The sequence below is a fragment of the Kineosporia sp. A_224 genome, from assembly GCF_002198655.1.
In the GTDB taxonomy this organism is placed as follows: Bacteria; Actinomycetota; Actinomycetes; order Actinomycetales; family Kineosporiaceae; genus R-H-3.
Genome location: NZ_MWLN01000225.1, coordinates 1 through 21,699, shown reverse-complemented (window position 1 = coordinate 21,699; position 21,699 = coordinate 1). Strand labels below are relative to the sequence as shown.

The following is a 21,699-nucleotide window of genomic DNA, read 5'->3' as shown; positions in this document are numbered from 1 at the left end:
CCGGCTTCTACGGCGACCGGTTCTCCGCGGTGGCCGAGATGCTCTCCGGCGGCGACCTCGACGTCCTCACCGGCGACTACCTCGCCGAGCTGACCATGCTCATCCTCGGTCGGGACCGTGCGAAGGACCCGGCGACCGGGTATGCGAAGACGTTCCTGCGCCAGCTCGAGGGCACGCTCGGGACGGCGCTCGACCGAGGCGTGAAGATCGTCACCAACGCGGGCGGCGTCAACCCCGCCGGCCTCGCGGACGCCGTCCGGGCGCTCGCGGACCGGCTCGGGCTCGACGTGCGCGTCGCCCACGTCGAGGGCGACGACCTCCTGCCCCGCGCGGCCGCCCTCGGCCTCGACGCGGTGGGCCGGCACGGTGCGCAGCCGGTGGCCGCCAACGCCTACCTCGGCGGCTGGGGCATCGCGGCCTGCCTGGACGCCGGGGCCGACGTCGTCGTCACCGGCCGGGTCACCGACGCCTCGCTCGTCGTCGGGCCGGCCGCGGCGCACTTCGGCTGGCGCGCGGACGACCCGGCCTGCCTCGACGCGCTGGCCGGCGCCGTCGTCGCCGGGCACGTCGTCGAGTGCGGCGCCCAGGCGACCGGCGGCAACTACGCGCTCTTCGCCGACCTGCTCGCCGCGGGCACCGACCTCACCCGCCCCGGCTTCCCGCTCGTCGAGGTGCACGCCGACGGCAGCAGCGTCGTCACGAAGCACCCCGGCACCGGCGGTGCGGTGACCGTCGGAACCGTGACGGCCCAGCTGCTCTACGAGGTCGCCGGCCCCCGCTACCCCGGCCCCGACGTCGTGACCCGGCTCGACACCGTGCACCTCGTGCAGGAGGGCCCCGACCGGGTGCGGATCGAGGGCGTCCGCGGCGAACGGCCGCCCGCGACCCTCAAGGCCGGGCTCGCCGGCCTCGGCGGGTTCCGCAACGAGGTGACCTTCGTGCTCACGGGTCTCGACGTCGAGGCCAAGGCGACGCTCGCGCGGGCCCAGCTCGAGCACGCCCTCGCGGCGCTGCCCCGCTCGCCGCGCGAGGTCCGGTGGACGCTCGCCCGCACCGACCACCCGGACGCCGCGACCCAGGAGGAGGCGAGCGCCTTCCTGCGCTGCGCCGTCAAGGACGGCGACCCGAAGGTCGTCGGCCGGGCGTTCTCCGCGGCCGCCGTCGAGCTGGCCCTGGCCGGCTACCCGGGCTTCCACCTCACCGCCCCGCCCGGGGACGCGAGCCCGTACGGCGTCTTCACCGCCGCCGCCGTCGACGCCGCGGACGTCGAGCAGGTCGCTGTGCTGCCGGACGGCGTCCGGGTCGTCGTCCCGCCGAACCCGTTGCGCGAGAGCGCGTCCACGGCCCCGGACGACGCCCTCGCCGCCCCGGCACCGGACCTGCCGGCGGGCTGCGCGCCGGGTGCTCCGACCCGCCGCGCCCCGCTGGGCACCGTCGTCGGCGCCCGTTCCGGGGACAAGGGCGGCAGCGCCAACGTCGGCGTCTGGGCCCGGACGCCCGACGTCTGGCCGTGGCTCGAGCGCAGCCTCACCGTCGAGACGTTCCGGGCCCTGCTGCCCGAGACCGCCGACCTGCCGGTCACCCGGTCGGTGCTCGCGAACCTGCGGGCGGTGAACTTCGTCGTCGAGGGGGTCCTCGGCGAAGGGGTGGCCGCCCAGCACCGCTTCGACCCGCAGGCCAAGGGGCTGGCCGAGTGGCTGCGCTCCCGCGTCGTCGACATCCCGGAGGCGCTGCTGTGACCGCTCTGAGGAGCACGTTCGACCCGCGCTCGGCGGACGCCGTCGCGAACCGGGAGACGATGCTCGCCCGGCTCGCGGAGGTCGAGGCGCAGCACGCGGCGGCCGTCGCGGGCGGCGGCGAGAAGGCCGTCGCCCGGCACCGGGCCCGCGGCAAGCTCCTGGCGCGCGAACGCATCGAGCTGCTCCTCGACCGCGACTCCCCGTTCCTCGAGCTGTCCCCGCTCGCCGCGTGGGGCAGCGACTTCACGGTCGGCGCGAGCGTCGTCACCGGGATCGGGGTCGTCGAGGGCGTCGAGTGCGTCGTCGTCGCGAGCGACCCCACGGTCAAGGGCGGGACGACGAACCCGTGGACCGCCGCGAAGACCTACCGGGCGCTCGACATCGCCGCGAAGAACCGGCTGCCGCTGGTCAACCTCGTCGAGTCCGGCGGCGCCGACCTGCCGACCCAGAAGGAGATCTTCATCCCCGGCGGACGGATCTTCCGGGACATCACGCGGCTGTCCGCGGCCGGGATCCCGACGATCGCCATCGTCTTCGGCAACTCCACGGCCGGCGGGGCCTACCTGCCCGGGATGAGCGACCACGTCGTCATGATCCGCGAGCAGTCGAAGGTGTTCCTCGGCGGGCCGCCGCTGGTGAAGATGGCCACGGGCGAGGAGTCGGACGACGAGTCGCTCGGCGGGGCGGAGATGCACGCCCGCCGCTCCGGGCTCGCCGACCACCTCGCCGACGACGAGCACGACGCGATCCGGATCGGCCGCCGGATCGTCGCCCGGCTCAACCACCGCAAGGCCGGCCCGGCCCCGGCACCGGTCTACGCGGGGCCCCGCCACGACCCGGACGACCTGCTCGGGATCGTCCCCGGCGACCTGCGCTCCCCGTTCGACCCCCGCGAGGTCGTCGCCCGGGTCGTCGACGGCTCGGACCTCGACGAGTTCAAGCCGCTCTACGGCACGAGCCTCGTCACCGGCTGGGCCAGCGTCCACGGCTACCCGGTCGGGGTGCTCGCCAACGCGCGCGGCGTGCTCTTCAGCGAGGAGTCGCAGAAGGCGGCGCAGTTCATCCAGCTCGCCAACGCTGCCGACACCCCGCTCGTCTTCCTCCACAACACGACCGGCTACATGGTCGGCGCGGCCTACGAGCAGGGCGGCATCATCAAGCACGGCTCGATGATGATCAACGCCGTCTCCAACTCGACCGTGCCGCACCTCTCGGTGCTCATGGGCGCCTCGTACGGCGCCGGGCACTACGGGATGTGCGGGCGGGCCTACGACCCCCGATTCCTCTTCACCTGGCCGTCGGCCCGCTCGGCGGTCATGGGGCCGGCCCAGCTCGCGGGGGTCCTGTCGATCGTCGCGCGCGCGTCGGCGCAGTCCCGCGGGCTGCCGTTCGACGAGGAGGCGGACGCCCACCTGCGGGCCGCCGTCGAGCGCCAGGTCGAGGCCGAGTCGCTCCCGATGTTCCTGTCCGGGCGGGTCTACGACGACGGCGTCATCGACCCGCGGGACACCCGGACCGTCCTCGGGCTCGCCCTGTCCGCAGCGCACAGCGCGCCCGTCGCGGGAGCCCGCGGCTACGGCGTCTTCAGGATGTGAGGGCGTGATGGTTCCCATACCGCGCAAGACCTTCCGGCCGATCACGTCGGTCCTCGTCGCGAACCGCGGCGAGATCGCCCGCCGGGTCTTCGCGACCTGCCGCGCCCTGGGGATCGGCACGGTCGCGGTCTTCTCCGACGCCGACACCGGTGCGCCTTTCGTCGCCGAGGCGGACGCCGCCGTCCGGCTCCCCGGCACGTCCGCCGCCGACACCTACCTGCGCGGGGACCTCGTCGTCGAAGCCGCGCTGCGGGCCGGGGCGGACGCCGTCCACCCGGGGTACGGCTTCCTCTCGGAGAACGCCGACCTCGCCGCGGGCGTCGCCGCCGCCGGGCTCGTCTGGGTCGGCCCGCCGCCGGCCGCGATCAGCGCGATGGGCTCGAAGACCGCGGCGAAGAAGGCGATGGAGGCGGTCGGCGTCCCCGTGCTCGCCGACCTCGACCCCGCGACCGTCACGGCGGCCGACCTGCCCGTCCTCGTCAAGGCGTCGGCGGGCGGCGGCGGGCGCGGGATGCGCGTCGTCCGCCACCTCGCGGACCTGGCCGGCGCCGTGGAGAGCGCCGGCGCCGAGGCGCTCGCCGCGTTCGGTGACGGCAGCGTCTTCGTCGAGCCGTACGTCGAGCGCGGCCGGCACGTCGAGGTGCAGGTGCTCGCCGACACCCACGGCACCGTCTGGGCGCTCGGCGAGCGCGAGTGCTCGATCCAGCGCCGGCACCAGAAGATCGTCGAGGAGTCGCCGTCCCCGCTCGTCGACGCCGTGCCCGCGCTGCGGGAGCGGCTCCTCGACGCCGCGACGACGGCCGCCCGCGCGATCGGCTACGTCGGGGCCGGGACCGTCGAGTTCCTCGTGGACGGCGCGGGCACCGGCTCGGACGGCGTGCCGCGCTTCTTCTTCCTCGAGACGAACACCCGGCTGCAGGTCGAGCACCCGGTGACCGAGCTGCGGTACGGCCTCGACCTCGTCGCCGCCCAGCTCGCGGTCGCCGCGGGCCGCCCGCTCGACCCGGAGCCGCCCGCGCCGCGCGGCCACGCCGTCGAGGTGCGCCTCTACGCCGAGGACCCGGCCGCCGGCTGGGCGCCGCGCACCGGCACGCTCCACCGGTTCGAGGTCCCCGGCGTCGACGCCCGCTTCGCCGTGCCGGACCGGCCCGCCGACCGCGCGGTGCTCCGGCTCGACAGCGGCGTCGAGAGCGGCGGCACGGTCTCGCCGCACTACGACCCGATGCTCGCGAAGGTCATCGCCTGGGCCCCGCACCGCGAGGACGCCGTGGCCCGGCTGGCCACGGCCCTGGTCTCGGCCCGGGTCCACGGGGTCACGACGAACCGCGACCTGCTCGTCAACACGCTGCGGCACAGCGCCTTCGCCGCCGGCGACACCGACACCGGGTTCTTCGACCGGCACGACCTGGCCGTCCTCGCGGCACCGCTCGCCGGCCCGGACGCCGTCCGCTGGTCCGCGATCGCGGCGGCCCTGGCGACGGCGGCCGGACGACGGCGCGCGGCCCCGGTGCTCGGCGACCTGCCCGGCGGGTGGCGCAACGTCCTCGCGCACCCGCAGACGGCGGCGTTCGAGCACGCCGGGGAGCGGGTCGACGTCGCCTACCGGCTGGGCCGTGACGGCCTGCGGGCCGACGGGTCCGGCGACGTCGCGCTCGTCGCCGCGGACCCGGAGAGGGTCGTCCTCGACGTCGACGGTGTCCGCCGTACGTTCGACGTCGCCGCCCACGGCAGCGCCCCGCACGGCGAGGGCGACGCGGCCCTGGTGTGCGTCGACTCCCCGCTGGGCCCGGTCGCGCTGACCCCGTTCGCACGCTTCCCGCAGGCCGGGGCCGCAGCCGCCGCCGGCTCGTTGCTCGCGCCCATGCCCGGGACCGTGGTCCGGCTCGGACCCGCTGCCGGGCAACGGGTCGAGGCGGGTACCCCGCTCGTCTGGCTGGACGCCATGAAGATGGAGCACGTCCTCGCGGCCCCGGCCGCCGGGGTCGTCGCGCAGGTCCTGGTCGCCGTCGGCGACCAGGTCGAGGTCGGTGCGGTCCTCGCCGTCGTCAGTGACACGGCTGACACAGCTGACACAGCTGACGATGCGGCGGGCGCGGCCGGGAGCGAGGAGGAGCAGCGATGAGCTTCGTCGAGAGCCCCGAACGGGCCGCCCTGCGCGAGGTCGTCGGCGACCTCGGGCGGCGCTACGGCTTCGAGTACTTCCAGCGGGTCTCCCGGGCCGGGCGGCACGCCGACGAGCTGTGGGCCGAGGCCGGCAAGCTCGGTTTCCTCGGGGTGAACCTGCCCGCCGAGCACGGCGGCGGCGGGGCCGGGCTCTACGAGCTCTCCCTCGTCCTCGAGGAGCTCGGCGCCGTCGGCTGCGGCCTGCTCATGATGGTCGTGTCGCCGGCGATCTGCGGCACCGTCGTCGCGCGGTTCGGCACCGACGCGCAGAAGGCCCGCTGGCTGCCCGGTCTCGCCGACGGCAGCCGGGTCATGGCCTTCGGCATCACCGAGCCGGACGCCGGCTCCAACTCGCACAACATCACGACCGTCGCCCGGCGCGACGGCACGGGGGACGACGCGGGCTGGCTGCTCACGGGCCGCAAGGTCTACGTCTCGGGAGTCGACGCCGCCGACGACGTCATGATTGTGGCCCGCACCGAGGACGCGCGCACGGGCAGGCTCAGGCCGGCGCTGTTCGTCGTCCCGCGCACCACCCCCGGCTTCGAGCACCGCGCCATCGACATGGAGCTGCTCACCCCGGAGCGGCAGTTCGCGCTCTTCCTCGACGACGTCGCGCTGCCCGCCGACGCTCTCGTCGGGCACCCGGACGCCGGTCTCGCCCAGCTCTTCGCCGGCCTCAACCCGGAGCGGGTCATGGCTGCGGCCTACGCCCTCGGGACGGCCCGCTACGCGCTCGACAAGGCGGTCGCGTACGCGAAGGAGCGGCAGGTCTGGTCGGTGCCGATCGGTGCGCACCAAGGCATCTCGCACCCGCTCGCCCAGGTGAAGGTCGAGGTCGAGCTGGCCCGGCTCATGATGCAGAAGGCCGCGGCACTCGTCGACGAGGGGCACGAGGAGGCCGCCGGCGAGGCGGCGAACATGGCGAAGTACGCGGCCGGCGAGGCGGGTGCCCGGGCCGTCGACCAGGCGATCCAGACCCTCGGCGGCAACGGCCTGAGCCGGGAGTACGGTCTCGCCCCGTTGCTCACGATGTCCCGGGTCGGCAGGATCGCCCCGGTGAGCCGCGAGATGATCCTCAACTTCGTCGCGCAGAACAGTCTCGGGCTGCCGAGGTCCTACTGATGGGCACACCCATGGGCGGGCAGCCGGACGACGGCGAGGTCGTGCGGTACGCCGTCCGGGACGCCGTCGCCACCCTCACCCTGGACTCACCGGCCAACCGCAACGCGCTCTCCCGGGCGCTCGTCGCGGGGTTCGAGGCCGCGCTCGACCGGGCGGCCGCCGACCGCGACGTGCGGGCGGTCGTGCTCACCCACACGGGGACGACGTTCTGCGCCGGTGCCGACCTGCGCGAGGCGCTCGCAGACGGCGTCGAAGCCACAGCTGAGACGCTGCTGCGGCTGCTGCGCGGGCTCGTCGCCCACCGGTGCCCGGTCGTCGCGCTCGTCGACGGGCACGTCCGGGCCGGCGGGCTCGGCCTGGTCGGTGCCTGTGACGTCGTCGTCGCCGGCCCGAGGAGCACCTTCGCGTTCACCGAGTCCCGCCTCGGCCTCGCGCCCGCCGTCATCTCCGCTGTCACGACCCCGCGGATGACGAGCCGCGCGGCGGGCCGCTACTACCTCACGGGCGAGACGTTCGACGCCGCGCAGGCGCAGGCCGCGGGCCTCGTGACGGTCGCTGCCGACGACCCCGCGGCCGCCGTCGACGAGGTGCTCGCGGCGCTGCGGCTGTGCTCGCCGCAGGGCCTCACCGAGTCGAAGAAGGTCGCCGCGGCCGACGTCCTCGCCGCCCTCGACGCGACCGGCCCGGCCCTCGCCGCCCTGTCCGCGTCGCTGTTCGCCTCCGCCGAGGCCCGCGAGGGGATGACCGCCTTCGCCGAGCGCCGTCCGCCGTCCTGGGCCCGCTGACCGCACCGAAGGAGACCGTGATGACCACCTCCGACGCCATCGCCACCCCACGGCCGGGTCCGCGCCCGCGGCTCGTCAGCGACATCGTCCGGCACTGGGCGACGACGACGCCCGACGCCGAGGCGGTCGCGTACGAGGGCACCACATGGACCTGGGCGCAGTGGGACGACCGGGCCCGCCGCGTGTCCGGTGCGCTCGCCGCCGCCGGCATCGGCCGCGGCGACCGGGTGGCGTTCGTCGACAAGAACCACCCCGCGTGCCTGGAGGTGACGCTCGGCGCGAGCGCGGTGGGGGCCGCGAACGCCGTCGTCAACTGGCGGCTGGCACCCGACGAGCTCGTGTACGTCCTCGGGGACGCCGCCCCGCGCCTGCTGTTCGTCGGCGCCGACCTCGTGCCCGCCTGGGAGGCGGTCCATGAGCGGCTGCCCGGGATCACGACCGTGGTCGTCGTCGGGGGCGAGCAGGACACCTACGAGGCGTTCCTCGCCGCGGCCACGCCCGCCGACGCCGCGCCCGACGTGGAGCCGGACGACACCGCGCTCGTGCTGTACACCTCCGGCACGACCGGCTTCCCCAAGGGGGCGACGCTCACGCACCGCGGCCTCGTGGCGCACACCGTGGCCCTGCGCAGCGACTTCCCGATGGGCCCCGGCGACCGCAACCTCGTCGCGATGCCGCTCTTCCACGTCGGCGGCAGCTGCTACGCGCTCGTCGGGTTCGACGCCGGGGTCCCGACGACGGTCCTGCGCGAGGTGACCGGCCCGGGCCTCGTCGGGAGCTTCCTCGGCGGGTGCACGCACGCCTTCCTCGTGCCGGCCGTCATCGCCGGGCTCGTCCAGGCCGGCGCCCCTGCGCTCGGGGCGCTCGCACGACTGAAGATCCTCGGCTACGGGGCCTCCCCGGCACCGCTGCCGGTGCTGCGCGCCGCGATGGAGGCGTGCCCGGCCACCGACTTCCTCCAGGTCTACGGGATGACCGAGCTGAGCGGTGTCGTGACCACGCTGAAGCCGGCGGCGCACCGGGACGCCGCCCGGCCCGAGCGGCTCGCGTCGGCGGGCACCCCGATCCCCGGGGTGGAGCTGCGGGTCGTCGACCCGGCGACCGGCGAGGACGTCCCGCCGGGCACCCCGGGCGAGCTGTGGTGGCGGACCGAGCAGCGGATGGGCGGTTACCTCAACAAGCCGGAGGCCACCGCCGAGACGATCACCCCGGACGGGTACGTCCGCAGCGGGGACGTCGGCCGGGTCGACGACGGCGGCTTCGTCTTCATCGAGGACCGGGTCAAGGACATGATCATCACCGGTGGCGAGAACGTCTACGGCCCGGAGGTCGAACGCGTCCTCGTCGAGCACCCGAGCATCGCCGAGGCGGTGGTGGTCGGTGTCCCCGACGACGTCTGGGGCGAGGCGGTCAAGGCGATCGTCGTCCCCGCCGAGGGGCACACCGTCGACGCCGCGCAGGTCGTCGCGTACGCCCGTGAGCACCTCGCCGGCTACAAGTGCCCGCGCAGCGTCGACGTCGTCGAGGCCTTCCCGCGCAACGCGACGGGCAAGATCCTCAAGAACGTGCTGCGCAGGCCCTACTGGGAGGGCACCGGGCGCTCGATCTGACGCACCGGGCGCTCGATCGTGACGCACCGGGCGCGACGGAGCCGCAGCAGGACGGACCAGGAGGTTCACGTGGTGGTGACGGCGGGCCGGGCCGGGCGGGAGCCCGCCGGTCGCGAGCCGCAGCAGGACCGCAGCCGGCTGACCCGGCGCAAGGTCCTCGAGGCCGCGGTGGAGTCCCTCGCCGAGCACGGCTGGGCGGGCTCAACGGTCGTCACCGTCGCCGAGCGCGCCGGCGTCTCCCGGGGTGCGGCGCAGCACCACTTCCCGACCCGGGAGTCGCTGTTCGCCGCGGCCTTCGAGCTCACCGCCCAGGAGCGGCTCGCGCACGTGCGCCGCGAGGCGGCCCGGCTCGCCCCGTCCGGGGAGCGGACCGAGGCCGTCCTCGTCATGCTCTGCGGCGTCTACACCGGGCCGCTGTTCCGCGCCGCCCTGCACCTGCACACGGCCGCGGCGGTCGAGGACGACCTGCGCGCGCTCGTGGCCCGCTCCGAGGCGGAGGTCAACGCCGAGGTGCACCGGACGGCGGTCGCGCTGCTCGGGGTCGACGAGACGCTGCCCGGCAACCGGGAGCTCGTCCAGGGCACCCTCGACCTGCTCCGCGGCCTGGCGCTCGCCGACGTCCTCACCGACGACAGCCGACGCCGCCGGGGCGTGCTGCGGCGATGGGCCCAGGTGCTCGACGGGGCGGTGCGTCGCACCGGGTGACGGCCCACCCGGACGGGTCAACGACCCATCACCCGGCGGGCGGCAGGTGGTGCCGTCCAGCGGCTGCGACCGGCTGCCGATGACTTGAGGACGTCGGTCGTCGCGAACGGTCCTCCGCGTTCCGCCGGGAGTCCTGGGCATGTCCCGCCCAGGATCTCGGCGCCCGGATGATCAGGACGCTTCAGTCCCCGCCCGTTGCGGCCGATGCCCGGAGTGAGCGGACAGCAGCACCCCGGAGCCGTCCGTCCGAACAGGCACGCGCCGCCCGGCGCGTCTCGAGAGCTGGAGTCGTCGAGTGTTCGACCGTCTGAGCCGTCAGGGGGCCCGCCCGGGGTCCCGTTCCGCAGCCGTGCACGCCGCCGTCACGACGGCCCTCGAGGCTGCCGCCCGCAACGATCTCACCCTGCGGGCGCCGGTCGAGGGGGTCGACCACGAAGACCTGCCGCTGTGCCTCGCGGCGAACTCGCTCATCGACACGATCGCCACGCTGCAGGCGGAGATCGCCCACATGGCCGCCGAGCACGACGCGGGCGACATCGACGTCGCCATCGACGCCGCGCGGCTCCCCGAGGGCTACCGGCCTCTCGCGCACGCGATCAACCACATGGTCGGTGGCCACGTCGCGGTGAAGAAGAAGGCGATGGCGGTCGTCCGGGCGTTCGGCGAGGGTGACTTCGACGCCCCCCTCGAGCAGCTGCCGGGCAAGAAGGCCTTCATCAACGACACGATCGAGACGGTCCGCGGCAACCTCAAGGGCCTCATGGCGGCGATGAACCACATGTCCGCCGAGCACGACGCGGGCGACATCGACGTCTCGATCCCGGCCGGGGAGTTCCCGGGCGAGTTCGGCCGGATGGCCCAGGGCGTCAACGACATGGTCGGCGCGCACATCGCGGTGAAGAAGAAGGCGATGGCGGTCATCAAGGCGTTCGGCGAGGGTGACTTCGACGCGCCGATGGAGCAGCTGCCGGGCAAGAAGGCCTTCATCAACGACACGATCGAGACCTTCCGCGCGAACCTCAAGGGCTTCATCGCCTCGATGAACCACATGTCCGTGGAGCACGACGCGGGCGACATCGACGTCGTCATGCCGGTCGAGCAGTTCCCGGGCGAGTTCAAGGTCATGGCGCAGGGTGTCAACGACATGGTCAACGGCCACATCGCGGTGAAGAAGAAGGCGATGGCGGTCGTCAAGGCCTTCGGCGTGGGGGACTTCGACGCACCGCTCGAGACCTTCCCCGGCAAGAAGGTCTTCATCAACGAGACGGTCGAGCAGGTCCGGTCCAACCTGCGGGCGCTCATCGCCGACACCGACCTGCTCGCCAAGGCCGCCGTCGAGGGCCGGCTGGAGACCCGCGCGGACGCGATGCGGCACGCCGGTGGCTTCCGGTCCATCGTCGAGGGGATCAACAACACCCTCGACGCGGTGATCGGCCCGCTCGACGAGGTGAGCCGGATCCTCACGGCCATGGAGCAGGGCGACCTCACGCAGACGATCCAGACGCCCTACCGCGGCCAGCTCGAGGCGCTGCGGGTCACGACGAACAACACCGTGGCCAAGCTCGCCGAGACCGTCGGGGAGGTCGTCTCCGCGGCCGGCCAGCTCGCCAACGCCGCCAACCACATCAGCGGGGCGTCGCAGAACCTGTCCCAGGCGACGACCGAGCAGGCGGCGAGCGTCGAGGAGACGAGCGCGAGCATCGAGCAGATGGCCGCGAGCATCGCCCAGAACTCCGACAACGCCAAGGCCACCGACGGCATCGCCGGCAAGGCGGCGACCGAGGCGACCGAGGGCGGCGACGCGGTCGAGAAGACGGTCGAGGCGATGAAGCAGATCGCGGCGAAGATCGCGATCATCGACGACATCGCGTTCCAGACGAACATGCTCGCGCTCAACGCGACGACCGCGAAGCCCTTGCCGTNAGATCGCGGCGAAGATCGCGATCATCGACGACATCGCGTTCCAGACGAACATGCTCGCGCTCAACGCGACGATCGAGGCCGCCCGCGCCGGCGAGCACGGCAAGGGCTTCGCGGTCGTCGCGACCGAGGTCGGCAAGCTCGCCGAGCGCTCCCAGGTCGCGGCCCAGGAGATCGGCCAGCTCGCCGGGGACAGCGTCCAGACCGCGGAGCGGGCGGGCAGCCTGCTCCAGGAGATGGTGCCGAGCATCCGCAAGACCTCGGACCTCGTCCAGGAGATCGCGGCGGCGTCCGGTGAGCAGACCACGGGCGTCTCCCAGATCAACCGGGCGATGTCGCAGATGAGCCAGATCACCCAGCAGAACGCCTCGTCGTCCGAGGAGCTCGCGGCGACGTCGGAGGAGATGACGAGCCAGACGGCCCAGCTCCAGGGCCTCATGCAGTTCTTCAAGACCGGCAGCCAGTTCCGTTCGTCGGCCGCACGGCCGGCCGAGCCGCAGTCCCTGCCCCGGATCCCGGCGCAGACCCCCGTCCAGATGAAGCGCCCGGACACCGCCCCGGTGTTCGACGAGGCGAAGTTCGACCGGTTCTGAGAGGCGAGAGACGATGACGAACACCCTCGAGTCCGGTCCGGCCGCGCCCGCCGGCGCGGTGAGCCAGCTGCCGCGCCAGCTCGGTCGGGACGGCGACGGCGAGCACCTCAGCTCGAAGTCCGACCGCTACCTGACGTTCGTGCTCGGCGGGGAGGTCTACGCCCTGCCGATCCTCGACATCACCGAGATCATCGAGTTCCGTCACCTGACGGTCGTGCCGATGATGCCGTCGTTCATCCGCGGCGTGATCAACCTGCGCGGCCGCGTCGTCCCCGTCGTCGACATGGCGGCGCGGTTCAGCCGCGGCAACACCGACATCGCCCGCCGGACGAGCATCATCATCGTCGAGGCGGCCGGCGGCACCGAGGACGGCGAGGCCGGCCAGGACATGGGCATCATGGTCGACGCGGTGAACAAGGTCGTCCACCTCGGAGCCGAGGACATCGAGCCGCCGCCCGCCTTCGGGGCCGGGATCCGCTCGGACTTCATCAGCGGCATGGCGAAGTACAACGGCGAGTTCATCATCGTCCTCGACGTCAGCCGGGTGCTGTCGGTCGAGGAGATGGTGCTGCTCAGCAAGGCGTCGACCTCGGTCGAGGCCCGGGCGGAGACGGTGCAGGAGTGAGCACCTCCACGGACACCCGGCCGGAGATCTCGGCCGACGAGTTCGCCTGGCTCGCGCGGTTCCTCCACGCGATGACCGGGATCGACCTCAAGCCGGGCAAAGAAGCCATGGTGATGGGCCGGCTCGACCGCCGGCTGCGGCACTTCGGGCTCACGAGCTACTCCGAGTACTTCCGCCGCCTCGGTGACGGGGACCCGCTCGAGACCCGCCTCGTCGTGGACCTGCTCACGACGAACGAGACGTCGTTCTTCCGCGAGCCCGCGCACTTCGACTTCCTCGACGCGTGGCTCGCGGACCTGCCGCGCAACCAGCGCGTGCGGATCTGGAGCGCGGCCTCGTCGTCCGGCGAGGAGGTCTGGACCATCGCCATGACGCTCGCCGAGCGGCTCGGGGCCGACGGCGACTGGGAGATCGTCGGGACCGACATCTCCAGCCGGGTGCTCGAGACCGCGCAGCGGGCGCTCTACCCGGTCGAGGCGGCGCAGCGGATCCCGCAGAACCTGCTGCGCAAGTACTGCCTCAAGGGCCGCGACGAGTACGAGGGCTACCTCGCGATCTCGCCCGCGCTCACCGAGCACGCCCGGTTCCGCAGCGCGAACCTCATCAACCTGCCGACCGACCTCGGCACGTTCGACGTGGTCTTCCTGCGCAACGTGATGATCTACTTCAACACCGAGACCAAGGCCCAGCTCGTGCGCCAGGTCGAGGGCATGATCAGGCCCGGTGGCTACCTGTTCGTCAGCCACTCGGAGTCGGTCAACGGCCTCGGCTCCGGCCTGCGGATGATCCAGCCCTCGGTGTACCGGGCAGGCGCCGGCGATGACTGACCTGGAGGGACCTCACGAGGTCTTCCTCCGCCCCGGGGAGCTGTGGTTCGGCGGCGGAGACATCCGCGTCCGCACGCTCCTCGGGTCCTGCGTCGCGGTGACGCTGTGGCACCCGGCCGCCCGGATCGGCGGCATGTGCCACTACATGACCCCCAGCCGGCCGGCGGGAACACCGGCCGACGAGCTCAACGGCAGGTACGCCGACGAGGCCCTCCTCATGCTTCTCGAGGGCGTCGCCGCGGCCTCGACCTCACCCCAGGAGTACCAGGTGAAGATGTTCGGCGGCGGGACCCAGTTCGCGGTGCCGGCCGGCTCGCCCGTCGACGTGGCCGCGTGGAACGTCGAGGCCGGCCTGCGGCTGCTCGAGGCGCACGGCCTGCGGCTGAGCGCGATGCACCTGGGGGGCACGGGGCACCGGCAGGTGATCCTCGACATCGACCGCGGAGACGTGTGGATGCGGCACGTCGACATCAGCGAGGAGCTGGTCCTGCGATGAGTCCTCAGGTGAACGTCCTCATCGTCGACGACTCCGCACTGGTCCGCCAGGTGCTGACGAGCGTCCTCGACGCGGACCCCGGGATCCACGTGATGGGGGCCGCGGCCGACCCGATCTACGCCATGAAGCGGATGAACGCGGAGTGGCCCGACGTCGTCGTCCTCGACGTCGAGATGCCCCGGATGGACGGCATCACGTTCCTCAAGAAGCTCATGGCGGTCAAGCCGACCCCCGTCGTCATCTGCTCCACGCTCACCACGCGCGGCGCCCAGACGACGATGGAGGCGATGGCGTCCGGCGCGTTCGCGTTCGTCACCAAGCCGACCGCGGGCCTCAAGCAGTTCCTCGAGCAGGACGGCAACGACATCGCGCACGTCGTCAAGCAGGCCGCCGCCGGGAACATGGCGCGGATGCGGGCGATCTCCAGCACGCTGTCGCAGATGCCCGGGCAGCGCCGCCCCGAGCAGGCCATGGCCGAGGCCCCGGCGCACTCCGCGCGCACGTACATGGGCGTCACGACCGACCGGGTCGTCGCCGTCGGCACGTCGACGGGCGGCACCCAGGCGCTCGAGGCCGTGTTCACGAACATGCCCCGGGTGCCGGTCGGGATCGTCGTCGTCCAGCACATGCCCGAGAAGTTCACCGCGGCGTTCGCGTCCCGCCTCGACGGGGTGTGCCAGTCCGAGGTCATCGAGGGCAGCGACGGCGACCGGGTGCTCCCGGGGCGGATCATCATCGCCCCCGGCGGCCGGCACATGAGCCTGGTCCGGGACGGCGCCCAGTACCGCGTCAAGGTCGCCGACGGCCCGCCGGTCAACCGGCACAAGCCGTCCGTCGACGTCCTCTTCCGTTCGGTCGCGCAGTTCGCGGGCCCGAACGCGATGGGCGTGATCATGACGGGCATGGGGGACGACGGCGCCCGCGGCCTCAAGGAGATGCGCGACGCCGGTGCCCAGACCGTCGGCCAGGACGAGGCGACCTGCGTCATCTACGGGATGCCGGCCGAGGCCGTGCGGATGGGCGGGGTCGCCACCGAGATGCCGCTGCAGAGCATCCCGGGCGCCATCGCGGGTTTCGCGAACCGGAAGTGAGGGAGAGACCTTCGTGGACATGCTCATCGGACTCGTCGCAGGCGCACTCGTCGCCGGGGTGGCGGGCTGGCTCGCGGGCCTGCGCCGGGGCCGCACCGCGGGCCCGCAGACGGGTGCGTCCGGCGGCTCCGGCGCGTCCGGCCCGGTCAGCGTCGAGGACGTCCAGGCCTACGCCGAGAGCGTCAAGCGGCTGTCCGAGGTCGTGACCCCGGTCTGGTCGGCGCACGTCGAGTCCTCGCGGGTCCAGATGGGGGAGTCGATCAACGACCTCATCGGTACCTTCGGCGGCATCGTCAGCCACCTCAACGAGATCGTCGACCCCTCCCGCGAGGCGATGTCCGAGGCCTACCGGGACGTCTTCGACTACAGCCGCGAGCGCCTCCTCGAGGTCGTCGGCTCGCTCGACAACGCCCTCACGGCCAAGCGCCAGACCCTCAGCGAGCTGCGCCTGCTCATGTCCCTCAACGACGAGATGCGCAGCATGACGACCGAGGTCACCCGGATCGCCGAGCAGACCCACCTCCTCGCGCTCAACGCGGCGATCGAGGCAGCCCGGGTCGGGGAGGCGGGGCGCGCCTTCAACGTCGTCGCCGTCGAGGTCCGCCAGCTCGCCGACATGTCCGGCACCACCGGCGCCCGGATCGGCCGCAAGGCCGACGAGGTCAGCACGGCGATCACCGCGGCGATCGACATGGCCGAGGAGAGCGCCCGCAACGAGGACCACCTGGTCGTGGACGCCAACGAGAAGGTCCGCGAGGTCCTCGACGACCTGCACGCCGTCGTCGTCGGCCTGCGCGAGTCCGGCGACCAGCTGAGCGCCGCCGCAGAAGGCGTCAAGAGCGAGCTGGAGAGCTCGATCGTCCTGTTCCAGTTCCAGGACCGGGTCAGCCAGACCCTCGAGCACGTGCGGGACTGCATCGACGCGCTCCCGGTCCAGGTCGAGCGGTCCCTCGCGGAGGCCGCACCGGTCCCGACGCCGCTCGACCCGGACGGGCTGCTGGAGATGCTTCAGTCGACGTACACGATGGCCGAAGAGCACGAAGTGCACTCCTCCGGCGCACCGGTCGATGTCCACGACACCGAGATCACCTTCTTCTAGGAGCACGCAGACATGGGAAAGACGATCCTCGTGGTGGACGACTCCGCCTCGGTCCGGCAGGTCGTCGGCCTCGCCCTGCGAGGCGCCGGCTACGACGTCATCGAAGGCGTCGACGGTGTCGACGCGCTGTCGAAGCTGGACGGCCGGAAGGTGCACCTCATCATCTCCGACGTGAACATGCCGCGCATGGACGGCATCACGTTCGTCAAGGAGACGAAGAAGCTCGCGGCGTACAAGTTCACGCCCATCATCATGCTGACGACCGAGTCCGCGGACGGCAAGAAGGCCGAGGGCCAGGCCGCCGGAGCGAAGGCCTGGGTCGTCAAGCCGTTCCAGCCGGCGCAGATGCTCGCCGCCGTCTCGAAGCTGATCCTGCCGTGAGCCGCCGATCCGGGGCCAACCGCGGCGCGCAGCAGGCGCAGGCCGCGCGGACGCAGACCACCGACCCGGCCACCGCCGAGGCCGCCGCCACCGCGGCCGCCGCGACCGAGGCCGGCACGGTCGAGGCCGGGACGCCGTCCGGCGGGGCCGACCTCGTCATCGACGGCGAGCTGACGATCCACACCGCGGGCGACCGCAAGACCGAGCTCCTGGCCCTCCTCGAGCGCGGCGACACGCTGACCGTGGACCTGTCCGCCGTCACCGAACTCGACGCCGCGGGCCTGCAGCTGCTGCTGCTCACCCGCCGTGAGGCGACCCAGCTCGGGAAGACGCTGGAGATCACGGCTGCGAGCAACGCCGTCACCGAGGCGCTCGCGATCGTCCACCTCGACGCGCGCCTCGAGCGACTGACCCCGACGCCTGAAGGAGCGGACCGATGAGCTTCGAGGACGAGATGCGCTCGGCCATGGCGACGTTCGTCGTCGAGGCCCGTGAGCTGCTGCAGGACATGGAGACGGGGCTGCTCGGGCTCGAGAACGACACCGACCCCGAGGAGGCGATCGGCGCGATCTTCCGTGCCGCGCACACGATCAAGGGCTCGTCGGGCCTGTTCGGCCTGGACCACCTCGTGCGGTTCACGCACGTCCTGGAGAGCGTCCTGGACCGGCTGCGCAACGACGAGATCGCCGTGAGCCCCGAGCTCGTCGGCGCGCTCCTGCCGTGCTGCGACCACCTCGGGCGGCTCATGTCCGCCGTCGAGGAGGGCCGCCTCGACGAGGACCCGGCCCTGGCCGCCGAGGGCGTCGCGCTGCACGCCCGGCTCGAGCCGTACCTCACCGACGCCGCGGCCCCCGCACCCGCCGACGACGCACCCGCCCCGGCCGACACCACCACCGCCGACGCCGCGGACACCGCCGCCGGCCAGGGGGCGATGCACCTGTCGCTGCGGTTCGGCGTCGACTGCCTGCGCAGCGGGATGGACCCGCTGTCGTTCATCCGCTACCTGTCGACGCTCGGCGAGATCCGTGACGTCCGCGTCCTCGACGGGCTGTTCCCGGACGCTGCTGCCTTCGACCCCGAGTCGTCCTACCTCGACTTCGAGGTGACTCTCGAGACGACCGCCGACGTCGCGTCCGTCTCGGACGTCTTCGAGTTCGTCCGCGAGGACAGCGAGATCACCGTGCTCGCGGCCGGCAGCCCGGCAGCGGACTACGCGACGCTCGTCACCGGCTCCGGCGAGCTCGCCGGTGCGGTCGCCGAGGTGCTCGTGACCTCCGGCGCCCTCACGCCCCGGGCCCTCGAGGAGGCGCTGGCACAGGCCGGCTCGGCCGTCGAGGTCACCGGCACGGCTCCGGCCGCCCCGGCGGCCGCTGCGCCGGCTCCGGACACGCAGACGCCTGCCGCCGCGGCCCCCGCCGCGGTCGCCGGCGTCCCGGCCCAGAGCCGGACGGGCGGAACCGCTGCGGCGCAGCCCCCCGCCACGGCAGCGAAGACGGTCTCCGCGGCGGCGAAGACGCCGGCGGCGAAGACCGCGGCCCCGGCCGGCGGCCAGGCCGCCGCGGGCGCGGCCCGTGAGGCGCGGAGCATCCGCGTCGACGCACTGCGGCTCGACCGGCTCATCGACGTCGTCGGCGAGCTCGTCATCGCCGGTGCCGGCGCCGGGCTGCACGCCACGACGAACGGCGACGAGACGCTCCTCGCCTCGATCAGCGAGCTCATGCGTCTCGTCGAGGAGGTCCGCGACAGCGCCCTCCAGCTGCGCATGGTGCCGATCGGGACGACGTTCAGCCGTTTCCAGCGCGTCGTCCGCGACGTGAGCGCCGACCTCGGCAAGGACATCGCCCTGGTCATCTCCGGCGGCGAGACCGAGGTCGACAAGGCCCTGGTCGAGCAGATCGGCGACCCGCTCATGCACCTGGTCCGCAACTCGATGGACCACGGGATCGAGTCGGCCGAGGTCCGGGCCGAGCGGGGCAAGCCGGCCCGCGGCACGCTGCGGCTCAACGCGTACCACGACTCCGGCAGCATCGTCATCGAGGTGACGGACGACGGCGGCGGCATCGACCCCGAGAAGGTGCTCGCGAAGGCCGTCGAGCGCGGGCTCGTCGAGGCCGGCGCGTCGCTGTCCGAGCAGGACATCTACCAGCTCATCTTCGAGGCCGGCTTCTCCACCGCGGCGCAGGTCTCCGACCTGTCGGGCCGCGGCGTCGGGATGGACGTCGTCAAGCGCAACGTCACGGCGCTGCGCGGGATGATCGAGGTCGAGAGCAAGGTCGGTGTCGGCTGCACGATGCGGATCCGGCTGCCGCTCACCCTCGCGATCATCGACGGCTTCCTCGTCGGGGTCGGCAGCGCGTCGTACGTCGTGCCGCTCGACCGCGTCATCGAGTGCGTCGAGCTGCCGCCGAACAGCGACCTGCGCGACTGCATGGACCTGCGCGGGGAGGTCCTGCCGTTCATCCGGCTCCGGTCGCTGTTCGGCATCGACGGCGAGCGCCCGCGCCGCGAGAACGTCGTCGTCGTCGAGTACGCCGGCATGAAGGTCGGGCTCGTCGTCGACGCCCTCGTCGGGGAGTTCCAGACCGTCATCAAGCCGCTGGGCATGCTCTTCGGCCACGTCAACGGGATCGGCGGTGCGACGATCCTCGGCAACGGTGACGTCGCGCTCATCATCGACGTCTCGATGCTCGTGCGGCACTACGGCGAGCGGCAGGCCGAGCGCGACCTCGTCGTCGCGCGCTGACCTGCCCGACCCGGTCCACGACCCGGCGCCGGCCCCCGTCACGGGGGCCGGCGCCGCGTCGCGTCAGGACTGGTGGTGCGGGTTGAGCGGGTGACCGCCCGGCGGCAGGGCCGCGGCACGCTCCGCGTCGTCCGGCCACACCTGGGGCAGCCCGAACGCGTCGAAGAGCGCGGTGTCGAAGAACGCCGAGACGTGGGCGACCCCGACCGTGCCGTCGCCGCCCTCGACGACGTCCAGGACGTGGAGCTGGAAGGCGCGGTGGACGCCGTCCGGCCCGATCATCCACATCGCGCAGGCCGGCTGCCCGTTGGCCTCGACGGCGAGCATCTTCATGTCGTCCGGCCGCTCGGCGGGGCACTGGGTGCCGATGAGCGCCGCGATCTGCTCCGCCCCCCGGTACCAGCCGGTGAACGGCGGCATCTCCCACGTCGCGTCGTCCTTGAGCAGGACGACGAGGGCCCGGGTGTCGTACCGCTCGAAGGCGGCCATGTACTGCTCGAGCAGGCCCCGGCAGCGCTCGTCGAGCGCGTCGACGCAGGCGCCGTCACCGGTGCGCGGGTGCCGGGCGAGCCCGGCCCGGGCGCGCTGGAGGGCGCTGTTCGCCGACGCGACGGAGATCTCGAGCATCTGCGCGGTCTCGGCGGCGCTGAACGCGAGGACGTCGCGCAGGATGAGGACGGCGCGCTGCAGCGGGGTGAGGAACTGCAGGGCGGCGACGAGGGCGAGCCGGACGCTGTCCTTCGTCGTGGCCACCGCGGCCGGGTCGGCGCCCGGGGCGCTGACGAGCGCGTCCGGCACCGGCTCGAGCCACGGCACCTCGGGACGCGACTCGAGCGGGCCGAGCGGGTCGGACGCCGGTGCACCGAGGCCGGTCGGCATCGGGCGGCGGCTGCGCTGCTCGAGCGCGGTGAGGCAGGTGTTCGTCGCGATCTGGTACATCCACGTCCGCACCGACGACCGGCCCTCGAAGCGGGAGAACGCCCGCCAGGCGCGCAGGTAGGTCTCCTGCACCTGGTCCTCGGCGTCGTGGAGGCTGCCGAGCATGCGGTAGCAGTGCGCGGTCAGCTCACCCCGGAGCGGGTCGGTGAGCGCGGCGAAGTCCTGGTCGGTGAAGTGCTGGTCGGTGAATGTGGTGGCAGTCACACCGAAGACACTAACCCTCACGTCCGACACGTACAGCCCAGCGCACCAGCGGGACCTGGAGCGGCAGCCGGGCGAGCGTGACGGCGCGGTAGACCGGTCCGGCCTTGTGCGACCGCAGGGCCGTGACCGCCATCTGGACGTTGCCGGGGAAGACCCCGACGAACAGCGCCGCCGTCGCCCGGGCCGCGAGCGGGCGGGTCCGGGGGTGCAGCAGCCCGGCCGCGCAGGCGACCTCGACCACGCCCGACCCGAGCACCCACGGGCGCGGCGGGCCGAGCCGGCGCGGGACGAGCGGTTCGAAGACCTGCGGGGCGACGACGTGCGTCACCCCGGCGGCGGCGAGCAGGACGGCGAGCGGGCGCCACGACGGGGCGCGGAGCGTCTTCGGCACCTGCTGATGGTGCCAGGCCGCGGGGGCCGGTGCGGCCACGGGGCCGGGTCGTCCTTGCCCGAACGGTCGTTGGCCGAAGGGGCAGGTTCCCGGGGGCTGGTCCTAGCACCTGCGGTCCCGGCGACGTGCGCACGGCGTAGCCCGGATGTCCCTCTCGCAACCTGCCCCGCTGCGGCCGCAGGCTTCGAGTGCCGCAGCGGCGACCAGCGCCGCGGCCCCCGCTCCCCCGGGGGAGTCCCCTCGAAGGTCCTGGAGGCCTCCATGTCCACCACCCGATCCCCTCGTCGCACCGTCCGCGCCGGCGCCGCCGGTGCCGTCGCCGTCGCACTGCTCGCCGGCGGCGTCCTCGCCGCCGGTCCCGCCGACGCCAAGGCCGGCCGCGTCGAGAAGCGCGGCTCCTGCTCGCCGAGCGGCTCCTGGAAGCTCAAGGCAGGCCCGGAGAACGGCAAGATCGAGATCGAGTACGAGGTGGAGGCCCGGTCCGGCCAGAACTGGAAGGTCGTCATCAAGGACAACGGCATCACTCGCGTGAACACGACGAAGAAGACCGTCGCGGGCGTGTTCCACGTCCGCAAGGTCGTCACCAACCTCAAGGGCACGGACGTCATCTCGGCCAAGGCGACGAACCTCGTCACCGGCGCCACCTGCTCGGGCAGCGTCCGCTTCTG

Annotated in this window: 18 protein-coding genes and 2 pseudogenes; 18 read left to right on the top strand and 2 right to left on the bottom strand. The window is 73.3% G+C overall.

What is annotated here, in order from left to right; translation table 11 throughout:
- Positions 1 to 38: 38 nt before the first annotated feature.
- The 17 genes and pseudogenes from EDJALFJO_RS30035 to EDJALFJO_RS29960 all read left to right on the top strand — a co-directional run bounded on the left by EDJALFJO_RS30035 (position 39) and on the right by EDJALFJO_RS29960 (position 19,497).
- The gene (locus EDJALFJO_RS30035; protein ID WP_369812589.1) at positions 39 to 1,739 is read left to right on the top strand and encodes an acyclic terpene utilization AtuA family protein; all 1,701 of its coding nucleotides are present in this window, start codon (positions 39 to 41) and stop codon (positions 1,737 to 1,739) included.
- The gene (locus tag EDJALFJO_RS30030; protein WP_088290049.1) at positions 1,736 to 3,334 is read left to right on the top strand and encodes an acyl-CoA carboxylase subunit beta; all 1,599 of its coding nucleotides are present in this window, start codon (positions 1,736 to 1,738) and stop codon (positions 3,332 to 3,334) included. The genes EDJALFJO_RS30035 and EDJALFJO_RS30030 overlap by 4 nt, the downstream gene beginning before the upstream one ends.
- 7 nt (positions 3,335 to 3,341) lie before the next feature.
- Positions 3,342 to 5,456, top strand: a complete 2,115-nt coding sequence (locus tag EDJALFJO_RS30025) for a biotin carboxylase N-terminal domain-containing protein (protein ID WP_088290047.1) — start codon at positions 3,342 to 3,344, stop codon at positions 5,454 to 5,456.
- Entirely contained in the window at positions 5,453 to 6,622 is a 1,170-nt protein-coding gene (locus tag EDJALFJO_RS30020; protein WP_088290045.1) for an acyl-CoA dehydrogenase family protein, read from the top strand. Before EDJALFJO_RS30025 ends, EDJALFJO_RS30020 begins: the two co-directional genes overlap by 4 nt.
- The gene (locus EDJALFJO_RS30015; RefSeq protein WP_233150118.1) at positions 6,622 to 7,407 is read left to right on the top strand and encodes an enoyl-CoA hydratase family protein; all 786 of its coding nucleotides are present in this window, start codon (positions 6,622 to 6,624) and stop codon (positions 7,405 to 7,407) included. Before EDJALFJO_RS30020 ends, EDJALFJO_RS30015 begins: the two co-directional genes overlap by 1 nt.
- 20 nt (positions 7,408 to 7,427) lie before the next feature.
- The gene (locus EDJALFJO_RS30010; RefSeq protein WP_088290041.1) at positions 7,428 to 9,017 is read left to right on the top strand and encodes a long-chain-fatty-acid--CoA ligase; all 1,590 of its coding nucleotides are present in this window, start codon (positions 7,428 to 7,430) and stop codon (positions 9,015 to 9,017) included.
- 69 nt (positions 9,018 to 9,086) lie between these two features.
- On the top strand, positions 9,087 to 9,722 hold the full coding sequence (locus tag EDJALFJO_RS30005; protein ID WP_233150117.1) for a TetR/AcrR family transcriptional regulator: 636 nt from the start codon (positions 9,087 to 9,089) through the stop codon (positions 9,720 to 9,722).
- A 508-nt stretch (positions 9,723 to 10,230) separates the two neighbouring features.
- Positions 10,231 to 11,644: pseudogene (locus EDJALFJO_RS36625) on the top strand (HAMP domain-containing protein); the annotation flags it as partial.
- 1 nt (position 11,645) lies between these two features.
- A partial coding sequence (locus EDJALFJO_RS36620; protein ID WP_369812588.1) for a methyl-accepting chemotaxis protein occupies positions 11,646 to 12,235 on the top strand: 590 nt, incomplete at its 5' end.
- A gap of 13 nt (positions 12,236 to 12,248) precedes the next feature.
- Positions 12,249 to 12,860 (top strand): chemotaxis protein CheW, encoded by a 612-nt coding sequence (locus tag EDJALFJO_RS29995; protein ID WP_088290039.1) that lies wholly within the window; start codon positions 12,249 to 12,251, stop codon positions 12,858 to 12,860.
- Positions 12,857 to 13,687, top strand: a complete 831-nt coding sequence (locus EDJALFJO_RS29990) for a protein-glutamate O-methyltransferase CheR (RefSeq protein ID WP_198950771.1) — start codon at positions 12,857 to 12,859, stop codon at positions 13,685 to 13,687. The genes EDJALFJO_RS29995 and EDJALFJO_RS29990 overlap by 4 nt, the downstream gene beginning before the upstream one ends.
- On the top strand, positions 13,680 to 14,183 hold the full coding sequence (locus EDJALFJO_RS29985) for a chemotaxis protein CheD (RefSeq protein WP_088290037.1): 504 nt from the start codon (positions 13,680 to 13,682) through the stop codon (positions 14,181 to 14,183). Before EDJALFJO_RS29990 ends, EDJALFJO_RS29985 begins: the two co-directional genes overlap by 8 nt.
- Entirely contained in the window at positions 14,180 to 15,274 is a 1,095-nt protein-coding gene (locus tag EDJALFJO_RS29980) for a chemotaxis response regulator protein-glutamate methylesterase (protein ID WP_088290035.1), read from the top strand. Before EDJALFJO_RS29985 ends, EDJALFJO_RS29980 begins: the two co-directional genes overlap by 4 nt.
- A gap of 19 nt (positions 15,275 to 15,293) precedes the next feature.
- Positions 15,294 to 16,373 (top strand): methyl-accepting chemotaxis protein, encoded by a 1,080-nt coding sequence (locus EDJALFJO_RS35895; protein WP_088290033.1) that lies wholly within the window; start codon positions 15,294 to 15,296, stop codon positions 16,371 to 16,373.
- 12 nt (positions 16,374 to 16,385) lie between these two features.
- Positions 16,386 to 16,754 carry a response regulator gene (locus EDJALFJO_RS29970; protein ID WP_088290031.1) on the top strand — a complete coding sequence of 123 codons (369 nt, stop codon included), beginning with the start codon at positions 16,386 to 16,388 and terminating at the stop codon, positions 16,752 to 16,754.
- The gene (locus tag EDJALFJO_RS35220; RefSeq protein ID WP_198950770.1) at positions 16,751 to 17,194 is read left to right on the top strand and encodes a lipid asymmetry maintenance protein MlaB; all 444 of its coding nucleotides are present in this window, start codon (positions 16,751 to 16,753) and stop codon (positions 17,192 to 17,194) included. Before EDJALFJO_RS29970 ends, EDJALFJO_RS35220 begins: the two co-directional genes overlap by 4 nt.
- Positions 17,191 to 19,497 (top strand): chemotaxis protein CheA, encoded by a 2,307-nt coding sequence (locus tag EDJALFJO_RS29960; protein WP_088290029.1) that lies wholly within the window; start codon positions 17,191 to 17,193, stop codon positions 19,495 to 19,497. The genes EDJALFJO_RS35220 and EDJALFJO_RS29960 overlap by 4 nt, the downstream gene beginning before the upstream one ends.
- A 63-nt stretch (positions 19,498 to 19,560) precedes the next feature.
- On the opposite strand, the gene EDJALFJO_RS29955 is transcribed toward EDJALFJO_RS29960, so the two are convergent.
- Both EDJALFJO_RS29955 and EDJALFJO_RS29950 read right to left on the bottom strand, forming a co-directional pair.
- Positions 19,561 to 20,640 carry a sigma-70 family RNA polymerase sigma factor gene (locus tag EDJALFJO_RS29955; RefSeq protein ID WP_088290027.1) on the bottom strand — a complete coding sequence of 360 codons (1,080 nt, stop codon included), beginning with the start codon at positions 20,638 to 20,640 and terminating at the stop codon, positions 19,561 to 19,563.
- Positions 20,641 to 20,650: 10 nt separating this feature from the next.
- Positions 20,651 to 21,031 carry a DoxX family protein gene (locus EDJALFJO_RS29950; protein WP_088290087.1) on the bottom strand — a complete coding sequence of 127 codons (381 nt, stop codon included), beginning with the start codon at positions 21,029 to 21,031 and terminating at the stop codon, positions 20,651 to 20,653.
- Between the two features lie 261 nt (positions 21,032 to 21,292).
- Between EDJALFJO_RS29950 and EDJALFJO_RS34645 the strand changes: the two are divergent.
- Positions 21,293 to 21,699 (top strand): annotated as a pseudogene (locus tag EDJALFJO_RS34645) (hypothetical protein); the annotation flags it as partial.